The organism is Mesorhizobium sp. IMUNJ 23033 (genome assembly GCF_044778005.1).
Classification (GTDB): Bacteria; Pseudomonadota; Alphaproteobacteria; order Rhizobiales; family Rhizobiaceae; genus Mesorhizobium; species Mesorhizobium amorphae_A.
Genome location: NZ_JBJACT010000005.1, coordinates 19,888 through 38,685 on the forward strand (window position 1 = coordinate 19,888; position 18,798 = coordinate 38,685).

Here is an 18,798-nt window from a genome sequence, read left to right on the forward strand (position 1 = left end):
GTCTGAAAGGACCAAGACCATGGCAAACCTGTTCAAGACCAAGGCTCCCAAGGTCGAAGACACTACCCGCATGCCCGACGCACAAGACCCTGCTGTCCTGGCTGAGAAGCGTCGGCAGATGGCAGAGATGCGGGCTCGTGGTGGTCGCGACTCCACCATCATGTCGGACAATCTAACCGGCAGCGTCGGCAAGCTCGGGGCATAGGTCACATGCAGACCTCGGCCGCCGTCCAAACGATAGTCGACAACGGCAACCGTCTTTTCAGCGAGAAGACGCCGCTGCTGTCGCATTGGCAGGAGCTGGCGGAACATTTCTACTATGACCGCGCCGATTTCACCGGGCCGCTCAATATCGGCTCTGACTATGCGGCGGGTTCGTTCTCGTCGCGCGCTGCCATCTACCGTCGCGACATGGCGGACCTCTACCGAACGATGCTGCGGCCTTCGGACTTCTTTGAGGTAAAATCACTCGATGATGCCCGCAACAAGGTGCCAGATGCACGTGCATGGCTGGAATACGCCACGACTATGCAGCGTGCCGTCATGTATCGGAACGGCGCCGGCTTCACTCGGGCAACTGAAGCCGGGGATCATGATCACCTGACCTTTGGGCAGGCTGTCATCGAAGTGACGCCGACGACTGACCGTCGCAACCTGTTCTATCGCAACTGGCATCTGCGCGATTGCGCGTGGTCGGAAGACTATGCCGGCGCCGTCTCTGACGTGCACCGCAATTGCAAGCCGACGATTACCCAGCTCATGCAGCTATTCCCTGGCAAGGTGCCTGCGGCGCTGACGCGGGATGCCGAGAAAGACCCGTACAAGAAAATCTCTGCGCGTCATGTCGTGGTGCCTGCCGCTTCGTACGATACCGGCATCCCGGTCCGGGCCGATCAAGAGTTCATTTCGCTGTGGGTGCTGCCCGACTGCGAAGGCGAAGTTCTCGAAAACATCGGCCGCACGTATCGCGGCTACATCGTGCCACGCGGTCCTACTGTCTCGGGCTCGCAATATGCCCGCTCGGTGTTCACCTCGATCATTCTCCCTGACAGCCGGACGCAACAGGCAATCGAACGTATCCTGCTCGAAGCCGGTGAAAAGGCGATCGACCCGCCGATGATTGCCACCATGGATGTCGTCCGCTCGGATATCGGCCTCGGTGCCGGCGGCATTACCTGGCTCGATCGCGAGTATGATGAGCGCCTGGGCGAAGCGCTGCGGCCTCTGCCGATGGACTATTCCGGCCTGCCTGCCGGTCAGAGCATGTCCGACCGTCTCGATATGACGATCCGCATGGGCATGATGACCGACAAGGTGGCCATTCCCGACACGTCGAACATGACCGCCTACCAAGTGCGCAAGGTCATCGAACAACAGATGCGGGCTCACATCCCGATGTTTGAGCCGGTCGAAATCGAATACTCCGAACCGCTCTGCTCCGAGACGTTCAAGGTGATGCGCTCGCTGGGCGCTTTCCCGGCGCATGAGATCCCGGATTCGCTCAAAGGCTCCGGTGTCGAGTTCTCCTTCAAGTCGCCGATCAAAGACCTTGAAGATGAGGGCATGCAACAGAAGCTCATCGAAGGCATGGGCGTCATCAAGGAAGCCGCTGCGCTCGACCCGATGGTTGCCAAGCTGCCGAACCCGATGGCGATTGCGAAAGACCTCCTGCGCCGCACTGGCTGGCCGGAAGAGTGGATCAACAACGACAAGATGCTTCAGGCTGCCGCTGAACAGATGGCAGCAACCGCACAGGCAGAAAACGCCGCGGCGACTGTCGGCGGGGTCGCTGAGGCTGCGGGCAAAGCCGCTCCGATGGTTCGGGCTCTGCAGGGTGCGCAAGCCGCATGACGCAACACCCAGCGCGTGGAGGGCCTGCAAGGTCCAACCCGATGGCGCCTGCTCCCTACGATGACCTCGATGTCGAAGCCATCAAGGCGGTCGCTGCCGGCAATGCCTCGGAAGGGCAACAGAAGCGAGCAATCGCCTGGATCGTGCACAAGGCGGCGATGACCTACGAAGAAGTGTTTGTCCCTGGGCAGCCTGATGTCGGTCATCACCTGACCGGCCGGCGCAACGTCGGAAACCAGATCCTGAAGCTGGTCAACACGCCAATCCATTTGCTGACGAAACCGAAAGGAACCACTGATGGCCGATGACACTCTGGCAGCGGGCGCGGCTTCGGCCGAAAACCCCGCGCCTGGTGCTGCTGAAGCGGGCGCGCCTGCTCCCGCTGCTGTGACTGCCGAAACGGGGAAACCCGCTCCTGCTGCCTCCCCTGCCCCTGCGGCGGCGGCGCCAGCGGCAGCTCCTGAACCCGGCAAGGAACCTCCTGCCGAAGAGGAAGGGCCTTGGGGCAAGGACTGGCGCGACAAGCTGGCGAAGGGCGATGAAAAGAAGCTCGCCATGCTCAAGCGGTTCGCGTCGCCTGAAGCCCTGCTCGTGGCGCAAGAGGAAGCACAGCGCAAGATTTCCGAAGGGCTGAAGCCGAAGGGCAAGCCGGGCGAAAAGGCCACGGCCGAAGAATGGGCTGCCTACCGCAAGCAGAACAATATTCCCGAAGCCGTCGATGATTTCGTCAAGGCCATCGTCCTGCCTGACAAGCGGGTGATCGGCGATGATGACAAGCCGGTTGTCGCAGCCTTCGCTGAACGCGCCATCAAGAAGGGGATTGCCCCGACCGACATGGCCGAAATGGTCGATGAATACTATGCGCTGCAGGAAGAACAGCAATTCCAGCAAGCGACGGCTGACGCGGCCTTCAAGAAGGAAGCTGAGGCTGACCTGAAAAAGGAATGGGGCGGCGACTATGCCGGCAACTTCGCAGCGATGCGGCCCTATTTCGAGAGCGTGAACCCCGAACTGTTCACCAATCTGATGGGCGGCCGGATGGCTGACGGTCGGAAAATCGGCAATCACCCTGACGTGTTGAGGTTCTTCGCCGCAAAGGCGGTCGCCGAAAACCCGATGGCAACGATTGTCCCGGCCGGCGGCTCGTCGGCGGAAGGCCTGCATACCGAAATTGCCACGATGGAAAAGCGGATGAAAGAAGACCGCGCCGCCTGGCACAAGGACACGAAAGCGCAGGAGCGCTATCGCCAACTGATCACGGCCCGCGACAAGCTCAAGGCCTGATATCCCGCTCGAAGACGGCCAACCCGCCACGCGGCTCCGTCGATAGCGGCTCTACCAAAACCAGCACGAAGTCAGCGCCGAAGGGCGGTCTAGCGGCTCCGGTTAATCCCGGACAACCCGCGACCCTGGCCTGCGGACAACCTGCCTACGGCTCCCGATCCCTCCATAGAAGGAATCTGGACCATGGCCGACACGGCATTCCAGAAACAGTATCGCCAAGAGTATATCGCCGGCTTCGAAGCCGGTGAAAGCCCGCTGCGCATGTCTGTCACGACCGAGTTCGTGCGCAAGGGCAACGAAGCAATCTTCCTCGTGGCCGACAGTGGCGGCGCGGAAGCTCGGACGCGCGGCGTCAACGGCCTGATCACGGCACGTGGCGACAACCTGACCCAGAACACCGCAACGCTGGTGGAATGGCACGACCTGGTGCGCAAGACCGACTTCAACATCTTCGCTTCGCAGGGCGATCAGAAGCGCATCATGCAGGACACTTCGCTCAAGGTCATGAACCGCAAGGTAGACGCGGACATCATCACCGAACTGGCGAACGGCACCGTTGACACCGGCGCCGCTGTGACCGGCTCGCTTACCCTGGTCACCAAGGCAATCGGCATCCTGGGTCTGGCATCCGTGCCAATTCAGGAGATCGAAAACATGTGGGGGCTCATCACTCCCGCAATGCTGACGTACTTCATGCGCGACGCGACTTTCACGTCTCGCGATTACGTCGATGTGCAGCCGCTTGCCGGCGGTCCCATCAAGCGCGTCATGCGCTGGGCGGGCGTCAACTGGCTGGTGCATCCGACCCTTCCGGGTGTCGGTACGAACGCCGAAAAGGCGTTCCTCTACCACCGGTCCGCTATCGGCCACGCGGCCGATACCGAAAACCTCGAATCCAAGGTCGGCTATGACGAAGAGCAGGGTTATTCCTGGGCTCGCGCCTCCGCCTTCATGGGTTCGAAGCTGCTGCAGAACAGCGGCGTTGTTGTCATGAACCATGATGGCTCTGCCATCGTCGGCGTCTAAGGAGGGCTGAAAAATGGCTTACTCGACTAGCAACCCTCCGGTCCTGATCACTCAGGGCATCGCTGGCTTCCGTATCTGGAAGTACGAGTCCGTTGACGCGGCCACGCTGGTCCGCGTTGCCGGCTACTTCACGAACGGCTGGCAGCTCGGCATGCGTGCCAATGACATCGTCTTTGTCACTGACACGGATAGCTCGAACGCCACGACCATCCATACCGTCAATTCGGCCACGTCCTCGGGCGTCGACCTGACCGACGGTCTCGCTGTCGGCACTACCGACACCGACTAAGGCGTCAACGGCGGGGGCTTCGGCTCCCGCCTTTCTCTTTGGATTGAAAGGAACCGGCGATGGCCGAAGCTCTTCCTATTGTAGCCGGTGACCCCGGTGCAACCAAAGTGTCGCCGGTGATCCTTGTCGACCCGGATGGCAAGATTTCCGCGAACGGCGAATTTGAAACTGTCGCTGCGTCTCAGACTGACCAAGTGATGGGAACGACCGGCGCAATCGGCGACGTGCTTGCCTCGCTGGTCTGTGTGGTGGCGACTGCTGCAACAGCTCAAGTGCAGATCAAGGATGGTGCCGGCTCGGCAATTACCGTCCTCCCGAACAGCCCTGGCGGCGGTGTCGGCACATACACGCTTCTGCTCAACCTGCGCTCTCTAGCCGGTGCCTGGAAAGTCACCACGGCTGCGGGGGTTTCGGTCATCGCCACCGGCAATTTCACCTGAAGGAGCTAACATGCCTCTAAACGTCAATGGCCTGCTGCTGGCCGAAAGCAAGCGCAACGTCTACCGGGTAGCGCTCTACGCGAATACCAAGCCGGAAGACCTTCTTGACCCTGGCTTCTGGGTCCATGTCGGCCCACAGCTCCGCGCTGACGATCGAATTGAAGTGGTCGGCTTCGACAAGGCGTGGTTCGGCGAAGTCATGGTCCTCGAAGTCGGCAAGGGGGCCACTGGCGGGGCTCGCGTGGCCTATACGCACGGCCCTGTGAACCTCACCAACGAAGCGACGCTTGCTAAGCCTGCGGACCATGAAGTGCGCTGGGGCGGCCCGAATGGCGGCTGGCGGGTCATTCGCACCAAGGACAAGACCGTCCTGGCCGAAATGCTGGATTCGAAGGAAGCCGGCCTCGCCTGGATCGCGGAAAACCTCAAGGCGGCCTAGTCCATGACGGACCAGCTTTCCCTCTACAACGGCGCCCTGATCAAGCTCGGTCAGCCGCGCCTTGCCGCCCTCTCGGATGAGGGGAAAGCGCGCCGTGCGCTCGATGCCGAATATGCGAAGACCGTGAAGGCCTGTCTCGAGGCGGCATTCTGGAATTTCGCCATGCGGTTCGTCCAGATGGAGGCGACGCAGTCGGCGACGGGGGATTTCGGCTACCGGTACGTGTTCGACAAGCCGGACGACTGGCTGCGCACTGCTGGTGTGACCACAGACCCCTATGGCAAGGTGCCGCTGCTCGACTATGACGACCGGGCAAACTGGCTGCTTGCCGACAATTCAGTCATCTACCTTCGCTACGTCTCGAATGATCAGGACTATGGACTGGATCTCGGCCTGTGGCCGCAAACCTTTGTCGATTATGTCGAGACCTGTCTTGCCTGGGCAACGTGCGAGGAAGTGACGGGCTCGTCCGATCGAAAAGACAAGCTCGAAAAGGCGCGGGATAAGGCCAAATACAAGGCATCGAACACCGACGCCATGAACGAGGCCGTGACGCGGTATCCGCCTCCTGGCCGGCTTGTCCAAAGCCGTGGCTCCTCTTCTCGCCGTAGGCCTGACGGGCTTCGCTGATGGCGAAAACCAATGCGCCTCTGCTGGCCTTCAACCGGGGGCTGGTCTCCAGCTCTGCGCTGACGCGGGTTGATGTCGATCGCATCCGGCTGTCTGCGGAGGTGATGGAAAACTGGCTGCCGAAGACGGCGGGCTCGATGTTCCTTCGTCCAGGCTTCGGCTACCTCGGCGCCAGTCGAAACAACGCCTTCGGGATCGATATCCCGTTCGTTGCATCGACAACCGACACTGCCCTGATCGAAATGGCCGACGGCAAGATGCGCGTTCGCGTCAATGATGTGCTGGTCTCCCGCGCGTCGGTCACCACCACGATATCGAACAGCAATTTTGCCACCTCGGCGAGCTGGACAGACGCGTCGACCAATGGCGGCGCGCTTGGTTTCGGCGCCGCTGGCTTGGTCCTCAACGCCGTGAATGTTGGCGGCCTCGCCGTTTGTCGACGCCAGATCACTGTTTCCGGCGGCAACATCGGGGTTCGCCATGCGCTCAACATCTCGGTGACGCGTGGCCCGGTGACCTTCCGCTGCGGCTCCACCTCGGGCGGCGATGAGTATATCGGCGAAACGACGCTGCGCACTGGCGCTCATAGTCTCGCCTTCACGCCGACCGGCGACTTCTATATCCAGTTTCAATCGGATCTGGACATCAACAAGATTGTTGCCTCTTGCCAAGTCGCTTCGGCTGGCACGATGGAACTGGATATCCCCTACGCCGCCGCAGACCTGCCGTTTGTTCGCTGGGACCAGTCAGCGGACGTTCTCTTTTTGGCGTGCGCGGGCTTTCAGCAACGGCGCATCGAGCGGCGAGCGGTCGATAGCTGGTCGGTTGTGCTCTATCGTCCCGAGAATGGGCCATTTTTCGGCACGCGATCAGCCAAGGTGAAGCTCAAGGTGGCCGCCACCAACGGCAACACCTCGCTGACTTCCGATCTGCCGTTCTTCAAGTCGACCCATGTCGGCGCTCTGTTTCGCCTGTTCAACGAAGGTGTCGACCAATCCTACAAACTTGGTGCCGGCGGCGCATTCACCGATCCTCTTCGGGTGACCGGCGTCGTGACGTCCAATTACGATGATCGGAACTGGTTCTATACCGTTTCCGGCACCTGGTCCGGCACGCTCAGGTGGAAGCGGTCTTTCGACGGCCCGGACAGTGGCTTTAAGGATTTCCCCTACGAGCAATCGTCCTCCACGGTCCCGATTACCACCAACCTCGGTTCAACTCAGAACGATGACGATGACAACAACGCCATCGTTTACTACAAGCTAGGCTTTGAGGATGGTGACTATACGTCCGGCACGGCAACGGTAACCGTCGACTATGATGGTGGCGGCGGATACGGCATCTGCCGGGTTATCGCGTTCACCTCGGCAACCCAAGTCGAAATTGAAGTGCTGGATCGCTTCAACACCACCGAGTACACCGACAATTGGCAGGAAGGAATCTGGTCCGATCGACAGGGCTGGCCGGGCGCCGTAGCCTTTGATAAGGGCCGGCTCGGATGGGCTGGCAAGTCGCGCTTCATCTTCTCGGTCACCGACGATTACGAGAACTTCGATCCTGACTTTGAAGGCGATGCTGGGCCGATCAACCGCACCTTGGGGTCGGGGCCGGTCGACGCCATCAACTTCATGCTCTCACTCAGCCGGCCGATCATCGGCACGCCTGGCGCTGAGTTCTCCATCAAGTCGACCTCGTTCGATGAACCGCTGACGCCACAAAATGCGCAAGCCGGGACGCCGTCAACACAAGGCTCTCGGGCAGGCGTGGCAGCGGTCAAAATCGACGGTCGCGGCATCTTTGCGCAGCGCTCGGGGAAGCGGCTCTTCGAACTGATCTTTGACCCGAACACCTACGAATATGCGCCGCGTGATCTAACGCTTCTCTGCCCGGATCTGACCGGCTCTGCCAAGGTTGTCGGGATGGCAACCCAGCGCCAGCCCGACACGCGAGCTCATTTCTGGCTCGATGATGGGTCTGTCGTGCTGCTGACCTATGAGCCATCCGAAGACGTGACGTGCTGGTCCAGGCTCACTGCGGGCGGCGCCGGCTTCATTGAAGGCGTCTCGGTCCTGCCGGGTGAAGATGAGGATCAAGTCTTCTATCGGGTTCGCCGCACAGTCAGCGCCGCGACGGTCCGCTATCTGGAAAAGATGGCGATGGAATCGGAATGCCTGGGCGGCACGATGAACAGGATGGCTGACAGCTTTGTCGTCATCCCTGCGGTGACGGGAACGTCTGTGACCGGCCTTTCGCATCTGAACGGCCTAAGCGTGGTCGCCTGGGGCGCCGGGAAGTATCTCGGCGCCTATACGGTGTCGGCCGGCGCAATCACGCTGTCGAGCGCTGTGACCGCCGCTGATGTCATGGTGGGCCTGCCTTATGTCGCGCTCTACAAGTCGACCAAACTGGCCTATGCCGCTGCGGCGGGCACGGCTCTCAGCCAAATCAAGCGCGTGAACTATGTCGGCCTGATCATGGGCCGCGTCCACAATGACGGCATCGAAGTCGGCCGCGATTTCATCAACATGGACAGGCTGCCACGGCTCTACCAGGGCAGGCCTGTCACGGCCGATGAGATGTTCGAAGACTACGAAGAGGCAGCCACGGCGTTCCCCGGTGAGTGGAAGCCGGACAGCCGCCTTTGCATCCGCGCCACGGCGCCGAAGCCCTGCGTGCTGAATGCTGCCGTGGTCACAGTCGAGACAAACGACAAAGTCTGATGGCTCACGAAGTCGTTCCGCTCACGCGGGAGCATCTTACCGAATGGTATGGCGACGAGGGCAACGGGCCAACGGTGCGCGGCATCGCCGGCCTGGTGGATGGCAAGCTGGTGGCGGTCGCCGGCTTCTGGTTTTCGGGCGGCAACGTCATTGCGTTCTGCTCTCTCAAGGATGAGGCGCGGCCCTACCGTCATGCCATCCACCGGACGGCGCTTTCCCTGCTCAACGACGCGAAGGCGCGGCACAGGCGCATTATCGCGCTCTGCGACCCCGACGAAAAGACCTCGGCGAAATGGCTCTCGCGGCTTGGTTTCACGCCTGACGATGGGGATATGTGGACATGGCAGACCTCGGACTAAGCACAATCCTCGGTCTCGTCGGTACCGGCGTTTCGGCGGTCGGAACGCTTGCGGCCGGCGCGGCGTCGAAGAGTGCAGCCGACTATCAGGCCGCGCAGCTTGATCAGCAGGCCAAGGAAGAGAAGGCCGCGGCTCAACGTGAAGCGGATCGCTCGAAGAAGGAGAAGGACTTCGTCCTGTCCCGTCAACAGGCTGTGGCGGGCGCCTCTGGTCTCGGCGCACTCGATGAAACGGTGCAAGACCTGGCCGGCGATGTCATCACGCAGGGCGCGGTCAACGAAGGCATGATCCGCTACGGCGGCGAAGAGCGGGCGAAGGGTCGCCGGGCGCAAGCCGCCGCCTCTCGCATGGAAGGCAAGGCCGCTCAAACCGGCTCCTACTTCGGCGCGGCTGGCACGCTGATGGATGGCATAGGCTCCTTCGCGAAGGACTGGAACCAGCCTGCTTATGCCGGCCCGGCTTCGGGGATCTATTACTGATGGCTCTGAAACTGCCCGGTGCGGAGGATCTGAGCAACCCGGTCAGCGGGCGCTCCGGTCGACCGATTGCGACCTATGACACCTCGGCCATTGGTCGGGGCGTGGCGCAGCTCGGCGCCGGCCTGCAGTCGATGTCGAACAGTCTCAAGGTCAAGGAAACGCAGGCGAAAGAGACGGTCGACAAGACCCAGCTCTTCGACACGGAAAGCCGCTACCAGCAATTCAAGTCGGCACAGGCGCAAGCGCTGACCGCTGCCGGCGACAAGGCCGAACCGGGCGCATTCGGGTTCAAGGAGCAATACCAGGGCGCTTACAAGGAAGCGGCCAAGGAATTCATGACGACCGTGCCGGCGGCGCTCAAGCCCGTCTATGACGCGAAGCTCTTCAGCACGGAAGAATCTCTCATCAACGGCGAAGGCGGCGCGTCCGATTTCGAACGCAAGCAGCGTAAGGCCTATTACAAGACCAGTGTCGATGAAGGCCTGACGGCTATTGAAAGCCGGCTCTATAGCGACCCGTCGAAGTTCGATGATGCAGTCTTTGAGGGTGACAACTACATCGACTCCATCCCCGACGAAGACGTGAACCCGATCGAAAAGGACGCGCTGCGCCGTGGCTGGAAGGCCAAGGCACAGCTTGCCGCCCTCAACGGCATGAAGCCGGCCGATAGGCTCCGGGCTCTCGGCGAGGCTCCGGGGGAAGACGATATCATCAACTCCATGAAGGGCGTTGAAAGCGGCGGCGATCCGAACGCGGTATCGAGCAAGGGCGCTATCGGCGAGATGCAAGTTCTGCCCGACACGGCGGTCGAGATTGCACAGGAAATCCAAGATCCGAACTTCCCGCGCACGCCTGAGGCGCAAGAGGAATATCTGAAAGACCCGGCCGTCTCTGAGAAGTACGGCACGTACTATTTCAACAAGATGCTGGCCCGCTACGATGGCGATACCGAAGCCGCGCTCATTGCCTACAATGGCGGTGCGGTGCGCGCCGACAGGTGGCTGGCCAGCGGTCGCAATGATGCAGTGATCCCGCAAGAATCGGCCGACTATTACAAAAAGGTTCTGGCTCGGACCAAGGGCGGCGCTGAAGGCCAGACCGTGCCGCGAGGCAAAGAACAGCCCATCATCATCGGCGACGCTGCCGGGCAAGGCCGCGTAGGAAGTCCTGACGTTGCCGGCGTCAACAGCGTGGTCATGTCGCGCTTCAAGCAGGTGCAGGACGCGTTCGGCGCCTCGGTGCCGATCGTCTCGGGGTTTCGTGATCCGGTGCGCAACGCCAAGGCCGGCGGCGCTCGCAAGTCCGAACACATGCACGGCAACGCGCTTGACCTCGATGTCAGCAAGCTTTCGAACGAAGAGCGTGTCCGGCTTATCCAGACCGCTTCCTCTCTCGGCTTCACCGGGATCGGCGTCTATGCCAACTCCCTGCATCTCGACATCGGTTCGCGCCGTGCCTGGGGCGCCTCGCATCACTCGGACAGCGTTCCGACCTGGGCGCGCGATGCCATCGCCGCGCATATGGCGGGCAAGGCTGAACCGCTCGGGCAACGTGGCGGCGCCGGCTTCAAAGTAGATCGCCGCTTCGCCGATATGGACTATGTGTCCCGCGACACCATCGCCAAGGCGGCGCAGAGGGACATTCAAACCGAAGCGACCGCCAGCCGCGTTCAACAGCAGGCACAGTACAAGGCCTATGACGATGCGATGGGCCTCAACATCGAAACCGGCAAGATTGTCAGCGAAGACCAGATCCTGAGTGACCCGGTGCTGGACGATGGCGACATCACCAAGCAGTTGAAGGCGTTCCGCTCGAAGCAGAAGGAAGACGGGGGCGTCGGCGCATTGGTGTCGGCTATCCTGGCCGGAAGCCCTGCGGCCTCGGTCAACAGCTTTGACAGCGACCAGAAGTCGACGGCGAACAAGGCCTATGACCAGATGCTCAAGGTCACGCCGGAAGAGCAACAGCCCATTGTCACGCAAGGGTTCGTCAAGGCGACCGGCTACATTCCCGACACGCTGCAGGCTCAAGTCAGGCAAGGCGCGGCGTCGAAAGACCCGGCCGTCTTCGCTGCCGCCATGTCGCAAGCCGATGCGCTGCAGACCGTCGCGCCTGTCTCTTTCGGTGCCGTCGATGGCGCGGCCGACATTCGCGACAAGCTGGCGGCCTTCCGGCATTTCGTGAATGACCGGGGTTTGTCCGGCGAAGAGGCGTCGCAGCGGATTCTTGCGATGGATGACCCGGCGCAAAAGGTGAACCGCGACGTTCTGAAGCCTGGTCTGGAAAAGTTCACGAAGAACCTGACGGTGGCCGATGTCACCAACGCCTTCGACCCTGGCCTTCTGTCGCCTGAGCCCGGCGCCGGCATCATGCCGTTTCAGACCAGCGCGCTTCTGGCCGAATACAAGGAAATCGCCGAAGAGAAGTATTATGATACCGGCGGCGACACTGGCGCGGCGAAGGCGCAAGCCTTGGCTGAGCTGAAAACCCGCTGGAACGTCTCGAACATCTCGGGCTCACCGAACCTGATGCGCCAGCCGCCTGAGCTGCATTATCCGCCGATCGACGGCAAGTATGACTATCTGCGCGACGATGCCATGAAGACGGCAGAAGACTACGTCGCCGGGCTCCATGAGGGGCGCAAGGTCGACAACATCGCCATCATCCCGAACGCCACGACGCGGGCAGATATCGAGATGAACCGGCCGCCGCGCTACCGGCTTTTCTACCAGTACACCGAAGACGGGCAGACCAAGTTCGATGAGGTTTTTGCCGGGCCGTGGGGTATCGATCCGAAGAGCCTCAACATTGGCGTCGCCAAGGGCGCGGAAGACGCGAAGAAGCGCTTCCTGACCCGCCACAACGTCAATGATCAGGCCAATGATATTGACCGCGCTGCCGCCGCGAAGGCCAAGGCGATCAACGAAGACCCGTACACGCAAGATTTCATCAAGGCGCTGGGATCGGAAGCGACCATCGGCGCCGGCCGTGTTCAATCCGATCTGGTGCGCGCGAAGGGTGCCGAAGATGAAGCGCCGGCCGCCCCGCCGGAAGCGCAGCCACCCCAGAATCCGCGCGGCGGCGGTGATCCCAATGCCGGTAAGGCGTTCCGTAGCGGACCGGGAGGCAAATTCTAATGCCGATTGTCCAGTATCCCGAAGACCGCCCTGCCCTCGGCACGTTCGGCGCCGTCGACTACAAGCCGACGCAGGACACCGAAGTCGCGCCAGACATTGCAACGCTGCTCGGTGCCAGCTTCCGGCAGGACAACACGGTTGGCTCGATGGCATCGAACAAGCTGGCCGGCGTCGATCTGTCCACGCGTGAGGATGGCTTCACCGGGGATCTCATGTGGGACAAGATCAAGGCGACGCCTTACGCGCAGCATTGGGACCGGTTCGCCAACGTTTTCAACACGCCAGCCTTCGAAGCAATGAAGGCTCAGATCGACATGGAAACCGAAGATCGGCGCACGATCGACGCGGCCGGCTGGTTGGGGACCGCAACCTCTGGACTGGCTGGCGTTATCGACGTGCCATCGCTTATTCCCGGCGGCGAACTGGTCGCGGGAGTCCGCGTTGGTCGCGCTGCCCTGATGACTGGCACGAGGACAGCAGTAGCCGGGGCGCTGGGTGCTGGCGTGTCCGAAGTCGCGCTCCAGGCTACGCAACAGACGCGACCGCTGGCCGAAAGCGCGATGGCAATTGGCAGCGGCGCGGTTCTGGGTGGCTTTCTCGGTGCCGGCGCTGGCGCCCTGTTCTCCCATGCCGAAAGGAAAACCGCCCTCGCCTCGGTAGAAAAGGCTCTGCAGGATCATATCCCGACGCCTGACGAAATAGCCGCGCATGCGGAAGGCGTTGGCATGGGCGCGCAAGCCGTCGAAAAGCCTGTCCTTGGTGACTACGGCATCGCCTCGGGCGGCAAGGCAGTCGGCGCGCTGCAATCCGGTTTCAACCCGCTGCTGCGGGCGGCTCATAGTCCATCGGCTGTTCATCGATCGATCATGGCTGATCTGGCCGAAACCGGCTTCTACCTCGAAAAGAACGTGAGAGGCGAAGGCAACCTCGCTGTCGAAAGCGCGGTCAAGTATTGGGACCGTGGCGCCCTGACCAAAGCGCTGGAAGACATGCGCGGCACCTACGCCAAGGCGCGGCAAAGGCCTGGCTTCGACATGACGGCGGAAGAGTTTCGAACGGCTGTCAGCAAGGCGATGCGCCGTGGTGATGTCGGCGAAAACGATGCGGTGTCGGCGGCGGCGCAATCCTGGCGCAAGACGCTTTTCGACCCGCTGAAGGATGAAGCAATCGAGGCGGGCTTGCTGCCGGCCGATGTGAACGTCAAGACGGCAATGTCCTATCTGACCCGCCTTTGGAACGCTCCGCGTCTCAATGCCGGCGAAGAGCGCTTCAAGCAAATCGTCCGGCCGTGGATCGATGACCAGCTAGCGCAGTTGGAGTTCAAGGCCGACGAAATCAGGGTAGGCAATCGGATTGTCGATGCCGAGAAGCAGCGCGAAACCTTCGGCAAAGTCTCGGAACGGCTCGACAACATCGAAAGCCGCCTGGCTGATCGGCAAGGCATCCGGGAGCGGAAGAAAGCCGCGCTCGGTCAACTGCAACAAACGCGGCAAGACGTGTTGAAAGAACGCGCGCCGGCCGATGTGGTGCGGATGCTGCGCGGTGCCGATGAAAATGCCGTCATGGTCGACACGGTCAAGCAGGCTCGCGCGGCCGAACGGTCGGCAAACAGGAAGCAGGCTTTCGCTGAGCGCTCGCCGGTCCTGGCGCTGATCAAGGAAAAGGGCGGTATCCGCGTCGGCTCGAAGCTTGACAACGAATTGCGGGCGATGGGCGTCACGCCCAAGACGCATCCGGGGCTGTTCATCAAGAAGGGCGGAATCGGCGATGTCGACAACTTCGTCCAGTCGGAAGATGAAATCTTCGCCGGGCTGCCAAGCGATGGCGCCGGCTATGTCGATCCGGTGGCGGTTATGGAATCGATCCGCTCGGAGCTGGGCGGCAATCCCCTGCGCACGGCTGAGGAAGAGGCTACAGCAGCGGCGCTGGATAATCTGGACAAGGTGGCGGCCGAATGGCTGGACCGCGTGGGGCTGGCTCCTAACGCCTCGGTGAAGGACGTTCGCGACTTTATCGCCCGCGTGACCGGCGCCGAAAAGAACACGGCGGGGATCGATTCCCGGATCTCTCGCTTCGAACAGGAAATTGAAGAGTTCGACCGCACAACCGACGCCATCGTCAATGAGAGCAAAATCACTGGCGCTGAAGCAAAGACGGTCGGCGAAGAGCTCGAAAAGCTGGAAGCCGAACTTGATGCGGTGAAGGATCTCGCCAACTCCTCGCCGCGCGTGGCGCTGGTGGTCGACTATGGCACGACCCGCCGCGACCTGTTCAAGTCGAAGCTGAAGGAACGCTCGCTTTCGAAGCGCGTCGAAGCGCTGAAGCGGCTCGATGCCGAAGGCGGCGCCAATGATGAAATCCTGGCCGAACTTGCCGCCAAGTCGATCGAACTGGACCGGCTGCGCGCCAGCATCGACGGGCTCAAGGTGAAGGCCGACAAGCTCGAACCGATGATGCCCAAGGTGAAGCAGGAAATCCCCGATTTCGTGTCACCGGAAGACCGGGCCGATTATGTCAAAGGCATCGTTGACGATATCTTTTCGCAGCTCACGGGCCGCGCAAATCAGGGGATGCCGTCCTACGACATGACGATGTCTTCGCGTGGGCCTCTGAAGGAACGCACCTTCAACATCCCCGATCGCCTGATTGAAGAATTCCTCGAGCACGACATTGAACTGATCGGCCGGCGCTATGCTCGCGTGATGGCAGCCGATGTCGAGCTGACGAAGATGGACAAACGCCAAGGTGGCGCCGGCAAGCCGACACTGGCAAGCCAGCTCGATCGGGTGAAGAACGACTATCTGACCCTTCGGGAAGAAATCAACGCCAACCCCGACTTTGAACCGAAGGCGCGTGAGAAGGCTCTGAAGGCGCTCGCCAAGAGCGAGAAGAGCGACGTTGAAGACCTGGGCGGCGTCCGGGATCTGCTGCGCGGTCAATACAAGGTCGATACCCAACACACGAATTACGCTCGGGTGCTGCGCATGGCTGGCGTCTTCAACTTCATGCGCTCGCTCGGCGGCGTGGTGGTTTCCTCGCTGTCCGATGCTGCCCGGCCTCCGATGGTCCACGGCATGACGCGCTACATGGGCGAAGGGATTGCGCCGCTCCTCACCAATCTGAAGGCGGTCAAGCTGGCGGTCGAAGACGCGAAACTCTTGGGCGCTGTAACGGAACGCTCGCTGCAAGGCCGGCTCGCGACCATGGCCGAACTTGCTGACCCGTACGCAAGCCACTCGCCTTTTGAACGGTTCATCGACAACGCCGCGAACGTCTTTTCCAAGATGACGCTGCTGCCCTGGTGGAACGATATGCACAAGTCCATCGCCTCGGTCTTGGTGCAAAACCGACTGCTGAAAAACGCCGCGGTTGATTATGAAGCGCTCGGCCCGGCCGAACTGAAATATATGGGCTTCCTCGGCATCGATGCTCACATGGCCGAACGGATTTCAAAGCAGTTTGCCGAGTTCGGCGATGTCGACGGCAACGTCCATATTCCAGGGATTGCCGACTGGACCGATGAAGGCGCGCGGCGCGCCTTCGCCGCTGCGGTCAACAAGGATGTGGATTCGATCATCGTTACCAAGTCGGTGGCTGATGTGCCGCTGTTCGCCCATACCCCGACTGGCCGCGCCCTCCTCCAGTTCAAAAGCTTCGCCCTGGCCTCAAATCAAAGGGTGCTGATGCGCGGGCTTCAGGAAGGGCCTGGCTCGTTTATCACCGGCATGGTGGGCATGTCGACGCTGGGAATGTTGGCCTTCTATCTGAAGCAAGTCGAATCGAACCGGCCGTTGAACGACAACCCCGGCCGCTGGATGGCGGAAGGGCTCGATAAATCCGGCATCTTCCAGCTCGCTTTCGAGGTGAACAACACCTGGGAGAAGCTGGGCGGCTCGGGCATCTATGCCCTGGCCGGCGCGGCTTTCCCTGACAGGACGCAACGGGCGCCGGCCTCGCGATACGCGAACCGCGACGCCTTCGGCGCCCTGCTCGGTCCATCATTCCAGCTCGGCACCGATGTGGCGCAAATGCTCGGCATTGGAGCGCGGGCAACGCATGGCGATATCGACGTGAAGGACGCGGACATAAACCGCGCAATCGGCCTGACGCCGTTCGCAACGCTGCCCTATTGGCGGTGGATTATTGAAGGCGGGTTCGGCCTCGGCGATGCCGGCCTGAAGCCACAGCTCAAACAGGCGGTCGCGAACTAGCAGTTGTAGGTGTCGTCCGACCGGCCACCGTTATTCCAGCATTTATCAGCACTGCCGCCACCGGCAATGAAGCTCGTCACCGCGAATGCGACGGCGGCGAGGATCAACATGCTGACCAGAACGCCAAACCCGCTCCAACGCGGGTCGCGCCAGAACCCCGGCTGAGCCGGGACAACAACCTTCTTTTTAGCGGCGGAGTCTATCAAAATGGCAACCACTTCGGTTGATCAAGTAACGGGCTATGGCGAAACCGTAGCATACAAGGCTCCGTGTCGACTAGCGACCACGGCGAACATCGCCCTGAGTGGTTTACAGACGATCGACGGCAGCCTCACCGCTGCCAATGATCGGGTACTGGTGAAGGACCAGACCGACCCGCGAGAGAATGGGATCTACATTGCCTCAACCGGCCTGTGGATGCGCTCGCGCGACATGGACAGCAACCGCGATTTGTCCAAGGGAACGAACGTTGCGGTCACAGACGGAACAGTGGGTGCGGGGCAGTGGCAGGTAACAACCGAAAATCCAGTAACCATTGGCACCGCAAACATCGCCTTTGCGCGGCTTGTGCAGTCGTTTGATGCTGACCTCGTTTCTTGGGCTGCAATCACGCGCCCGGCTGCCTTTGATGCTTTTGTTGCGACGCCGACAGCGGCAAATCTTCGGTCCATGGTGGGCGGTGTAACCGGCACCGGATCGCTGGTCTTCGCTGACACGCCGACGCTGGTCACACCCAACATCGGCGCCGCCACGGCAGCCAGCATTTCGATGTCGGGCGGTGCTGGCGTCTCACACACCTTCACCGGTTCCGGGCTGGCCGCGAACATTTGGGTCAACCAGTCCAGCGCGGCTCTGAGCGCGACCGTTCCGGAAATCGGCGCGCAATTCACGATGTCGTCAAATCTGGGTATCGCCAACCAGACGACCGCATATAAAATCGCGGCAACGTTCAGCGTCATCGGTGGAGCCAGTTCGGCCTGCATCTACGGCACCAACACCATCGTGCAAGGCCATGCCGGTGCTGGCGGATATCTCGTCACCGGCAACGAGGTCGACATCAACAATGTTGGCGCGACCGCTGCTACACTCGGTTCCGGCACAGCCTCATATGGCTTCATCGCCGTGGCTGCTGGTGGGTTTGACAGCACGGCGGCATTCTCCGCAACCGGCTCCGGGATTAACTGGACCTACGGCTTTGCGACCTGGCTGAACGGTGTCAAGGCCGTCACGCACTCGGACTTCCGGGCGGAAAGCACCGCGACCAACATCCTGACGGCGACGGGAGCCCGGACGAACGGCGTCGACCTGTCAGGCGCAACCTTCTCTAATCATGCCTTTGAAAGCCCGGGCTTCTTTGTCAGCGGCACTGGATCCGTGTCGGCGCTCGGCATTCAGTTCGCAGGTAGCACGGCGGTGGCGGGTCCGTCTGTGTTCCAGAATTCCAACATCCTAACCTTCGGAGGTGGGACCAGCGGCCACCAGTGGATGAACCAAGCCATCGGCGCACAGTTGATGGCGTTGAGCAATACCGGCGTACTAACAGTACTTGGTTCTGTTACAGGTTCGTCTTCGATAAAATCAAATAGCCCAACGGGTGGCATTGGCTACGCAACGGGCGCCGGCGGCTCCGTGACGCAGGCCACTTCGAAGTCCACAGCTGTAGCGCTTGCCACTATGTGTGGTCAGATCACCATGAATGCGGCGGCACTTGCAGCCGGTGCCATCGTGTCGTTTACGTGGACAAATGCGAATATAGGTGCGTCCGATGTAGTAGTGCTTAACCACATCTTCGGCGGCACGATAGGCGCCTATACCCTCAATGCCCAGTGCGGCGCTGGCTCGGCCCAAATCAACGTCCGCAATAACACTGCTGGCTCGTTGTCAGATGCTATCGTCATCCAATTCACCGTAATCAAGGGCGTAAATTCTTAAG

At 61.2% G+C, this 18,798-nt stretch carries 17 protein-coding genes; 15 read left to right on the top strand and 2 right to left on the bottom strand.

Features of this window, described 5'->3' with window-relative positions; translation table 11 throughout:
• Positions 1–19 precede the first annotated feature (19 nt).
• The 13 genes from ACFX5Q_RS07220 to ACFX5Q_RS07280 all read left to right on the top strand — a co-directional run bounded on the left by ACFX5Q_RS07220 (position 20) and on the right by ACFX5Q_RS07280 (position 12,654).
• Positions 20–205 (top strand): hypothetical protein, encoded by a 186-nt coding sequence (locus tag ACFX5Q_RS07220; protein WP_404276535.1) that lies wholly within the window; start codon positions 20–22, stop codon positions 203–205.
• A 5-nt stretch (positions 206–210) separates the two neighbouring features.
• Positions 211–1,851, top strand: a complete 1,641-nt coding sequence (locus ACFX5Q_RS07225) for a portal protein (RefSeq protein ID WP_404276537.1) — start codon at positions 211–213, stop codon at positions 1,849–1,851.
• Between the two features lie 41 nt (positions 1,852–1,892).
• A complete protein-coding gene (locus ACFX5Q_RS07230; protein ID WP_404276539.1) occupies positions 1,893–2,159 on the top strand; it encodes a hypothetical protein in 267 nt (88 codons plus the stop codon).
• Positions 2,149–3,135, top strand: coding sequence for a hypothetical protein (locus ACFX5Q_RS07235; protein WP_404276541.1), 987 nt, complete (start codon positions 2,149–2,151; stop codon positions 3,133–3,135). Before ACFX5Q_RS07230 ends, ACFX5Q_RS07235 begins: the two co-directional genes overlap by 11 nt.
• A gap of 183 nt (positions 3,136–3,318) precedes the next feature.
• Entirely contained in the window at positions 3,319–4,161 is an 843-nt protein-coding gene (locus tag ACFX5Q_RS07240; protein WP_352497408.1) for a phage capsid protein, read from the top strand.
• A 13-nt stretch (positions 4,162–4,174) separates the two neighbouring features.
• Positions 4,175–4,450: a hypothetical protein gene (locus tag ACFX5Q_RS07245; RefSeq protein WP_404276543.1), complete on the top strand. Its 276-nt coding sequence runs from the start codon at positions 4,175–4,177 to the stop codon at positions 4,448–4,450.
• A gap of 59 nt (positions 4,451–4,509) precedes the next feature.
• Entirely contained in the window at positions 4,510–4,890 is a 381-nt protein-coding gene (locus ACFX5Q_RS07250; protein WP_404276545.1) for a hypothetical protein, read from the top strand.
• Positions 4,891–4,900: 10 nt separating this feature from the next.
• On the top strand, positions 4,901–5,329 hold the full coding sequence (locus ACFX5Q_RS07255) for a hypothetical protein (RefSeq protein WP_404276547.1): 429 nt from the start codon (positions 4,901–4,903) through the stop codon (positions 5,327–5,329).
• 3 nt (positions 5,330–5,332) lie between these two features.
• Positions 5,333–5,959 carry a hypothetical protein gene (locus ACFX5Q_RS07260; RefSeq protein WP_404276549.1) on the top strand — a complete coding sequence of 209 codons (627 nt, stop codon included), beginning with the start codon at positions 5,333–5,335 and terminating at the stop codon, positions 5,957–5,959.
• Entirely contained in the window at positions 5,959–8,679 is a 2,721-nt protein-coding gene (locus ACFX5Q_RS07265; RefSeq protein ID WP_404276551.1) for a hypothetical protein, read from the top strand. Before ACFX5Q_RS07260 ends, ACFX5Q_RS07265 begins: the two co-directional genes overlap by 1 nt.
• Positions 8,679–9,038 (top strand): hypothetical protein, encoded by a 360-nt coding sequence (locus ACFX5Q_RS07270; RefSeq protein ID WP_404276553.1) that lies wholly within the window; start codon positions 8,679–8,681, stop codon positions 9,036–9,038. Before ACFX5Q_RS07265 ends, ACFX5Q_RS07270 begins: the two co-directional genes overlap by 1 nt.
• Positions 9,020–9,517 carry a hypothetical protein gene (locus ACFX5Q_RS07275; protein WP_404276555.1) on the top strand — a complete coding sequence of 166 codons (498 nt, stop codon included), beginning with the start codon at positions 9,020–9,022 and terminating at the stop codon, positions 9,515–9,517. Before ACFX5Q_RS07270 ends, ACFX5Q_RS07275 begins: the two co-directional genes overlap by 19 nt.
• A complete protein-coding gene (locus tag ACFX5Q_RS07280; RefSeq protein ID WP_404276557.1) occupies positions 9,517–12,654 on the top strand; it encodes a transglycosylase SLT domain-containing protein in 3,138 nt (1,045 codons plus the stop codon). The genes ACFX5Q_RS07275 and ACFX5Q_RS07280 overlap by 1 nt, the downstream gene beginning before the upstream one ends.
• On the opposite strand, the gene ACFX5Q_RS07285 is transcribed toward ACFX5Q_RS07280, so the two are convergent.
• A complete protein-coding gene (locus ACFX5Q_RS07285) occupies positions 12,651–13,778 on the bottom strand; it encodes a hypothetical protein (RefSeq protein WP_404276559.1) in 1,128 nt (375 codons plus the stop codon). The two genes, ACFX5Q_RS07280 and ACFX5Q_RS07285, sit on opposite strands and share 4 nt — an antisense overlap.
• Here ACFX5Q_RS07285 and ACFX5Q_RS07290 point away from each other — a divergent pair.
• On the top strand, positions 13,761–16,865 hold the full coding sequence (locus ACFX5Q_RS07290) for a hypothetical protein (RefSeq protein ID WP_404276561.1): 3,105 nt from the start codon (positions 13,761–13,763) through the stop codon (positions 16,863–16,865). The genes ACFX5Q_RS07285 and ACFX5Q_RS07290 overlap by 18 nt on opposite strands.
• On the opposite strand, the gene ACFX5Q_RS07295 is transcribed toward ACFX5Q_RS07290, so the two are convergent.
• Positions 16,862–17,083, bottom strand: coding sequence for a hypothetical protein (locus tag ACFX5Q_RS07295; protein WP_404276563.1), 222 nt, complete (start codon positions 17,081–17,083; stop codon positions 16,862–16,864). The genes ACFX5Q_RS07290 and ACFX5Q_RS07295 overlap by 4 nt on opposite strands.
• Between ACFX5Q_RS07295 and ACFX5Q_RS07300 the strand changes: the two genes are divergently transcribed.
• Positions 17,073–18,797, top strand: coding sequence for a hypothetical protein (locus ACFX5Q_RS07300; RefSeq protein WP_404276565.1), 1,725 nt, complete (start codon positions 17,073–17,075; stop codon positions 18,795–18,797). The two genes, ACFX5Q_RS07295 and ACFX5Q_RS07300, sit on opposite strands and share 11 nt — an antisense overlap.
• Position 18,798: the final 1 nt, after the last annotated feature.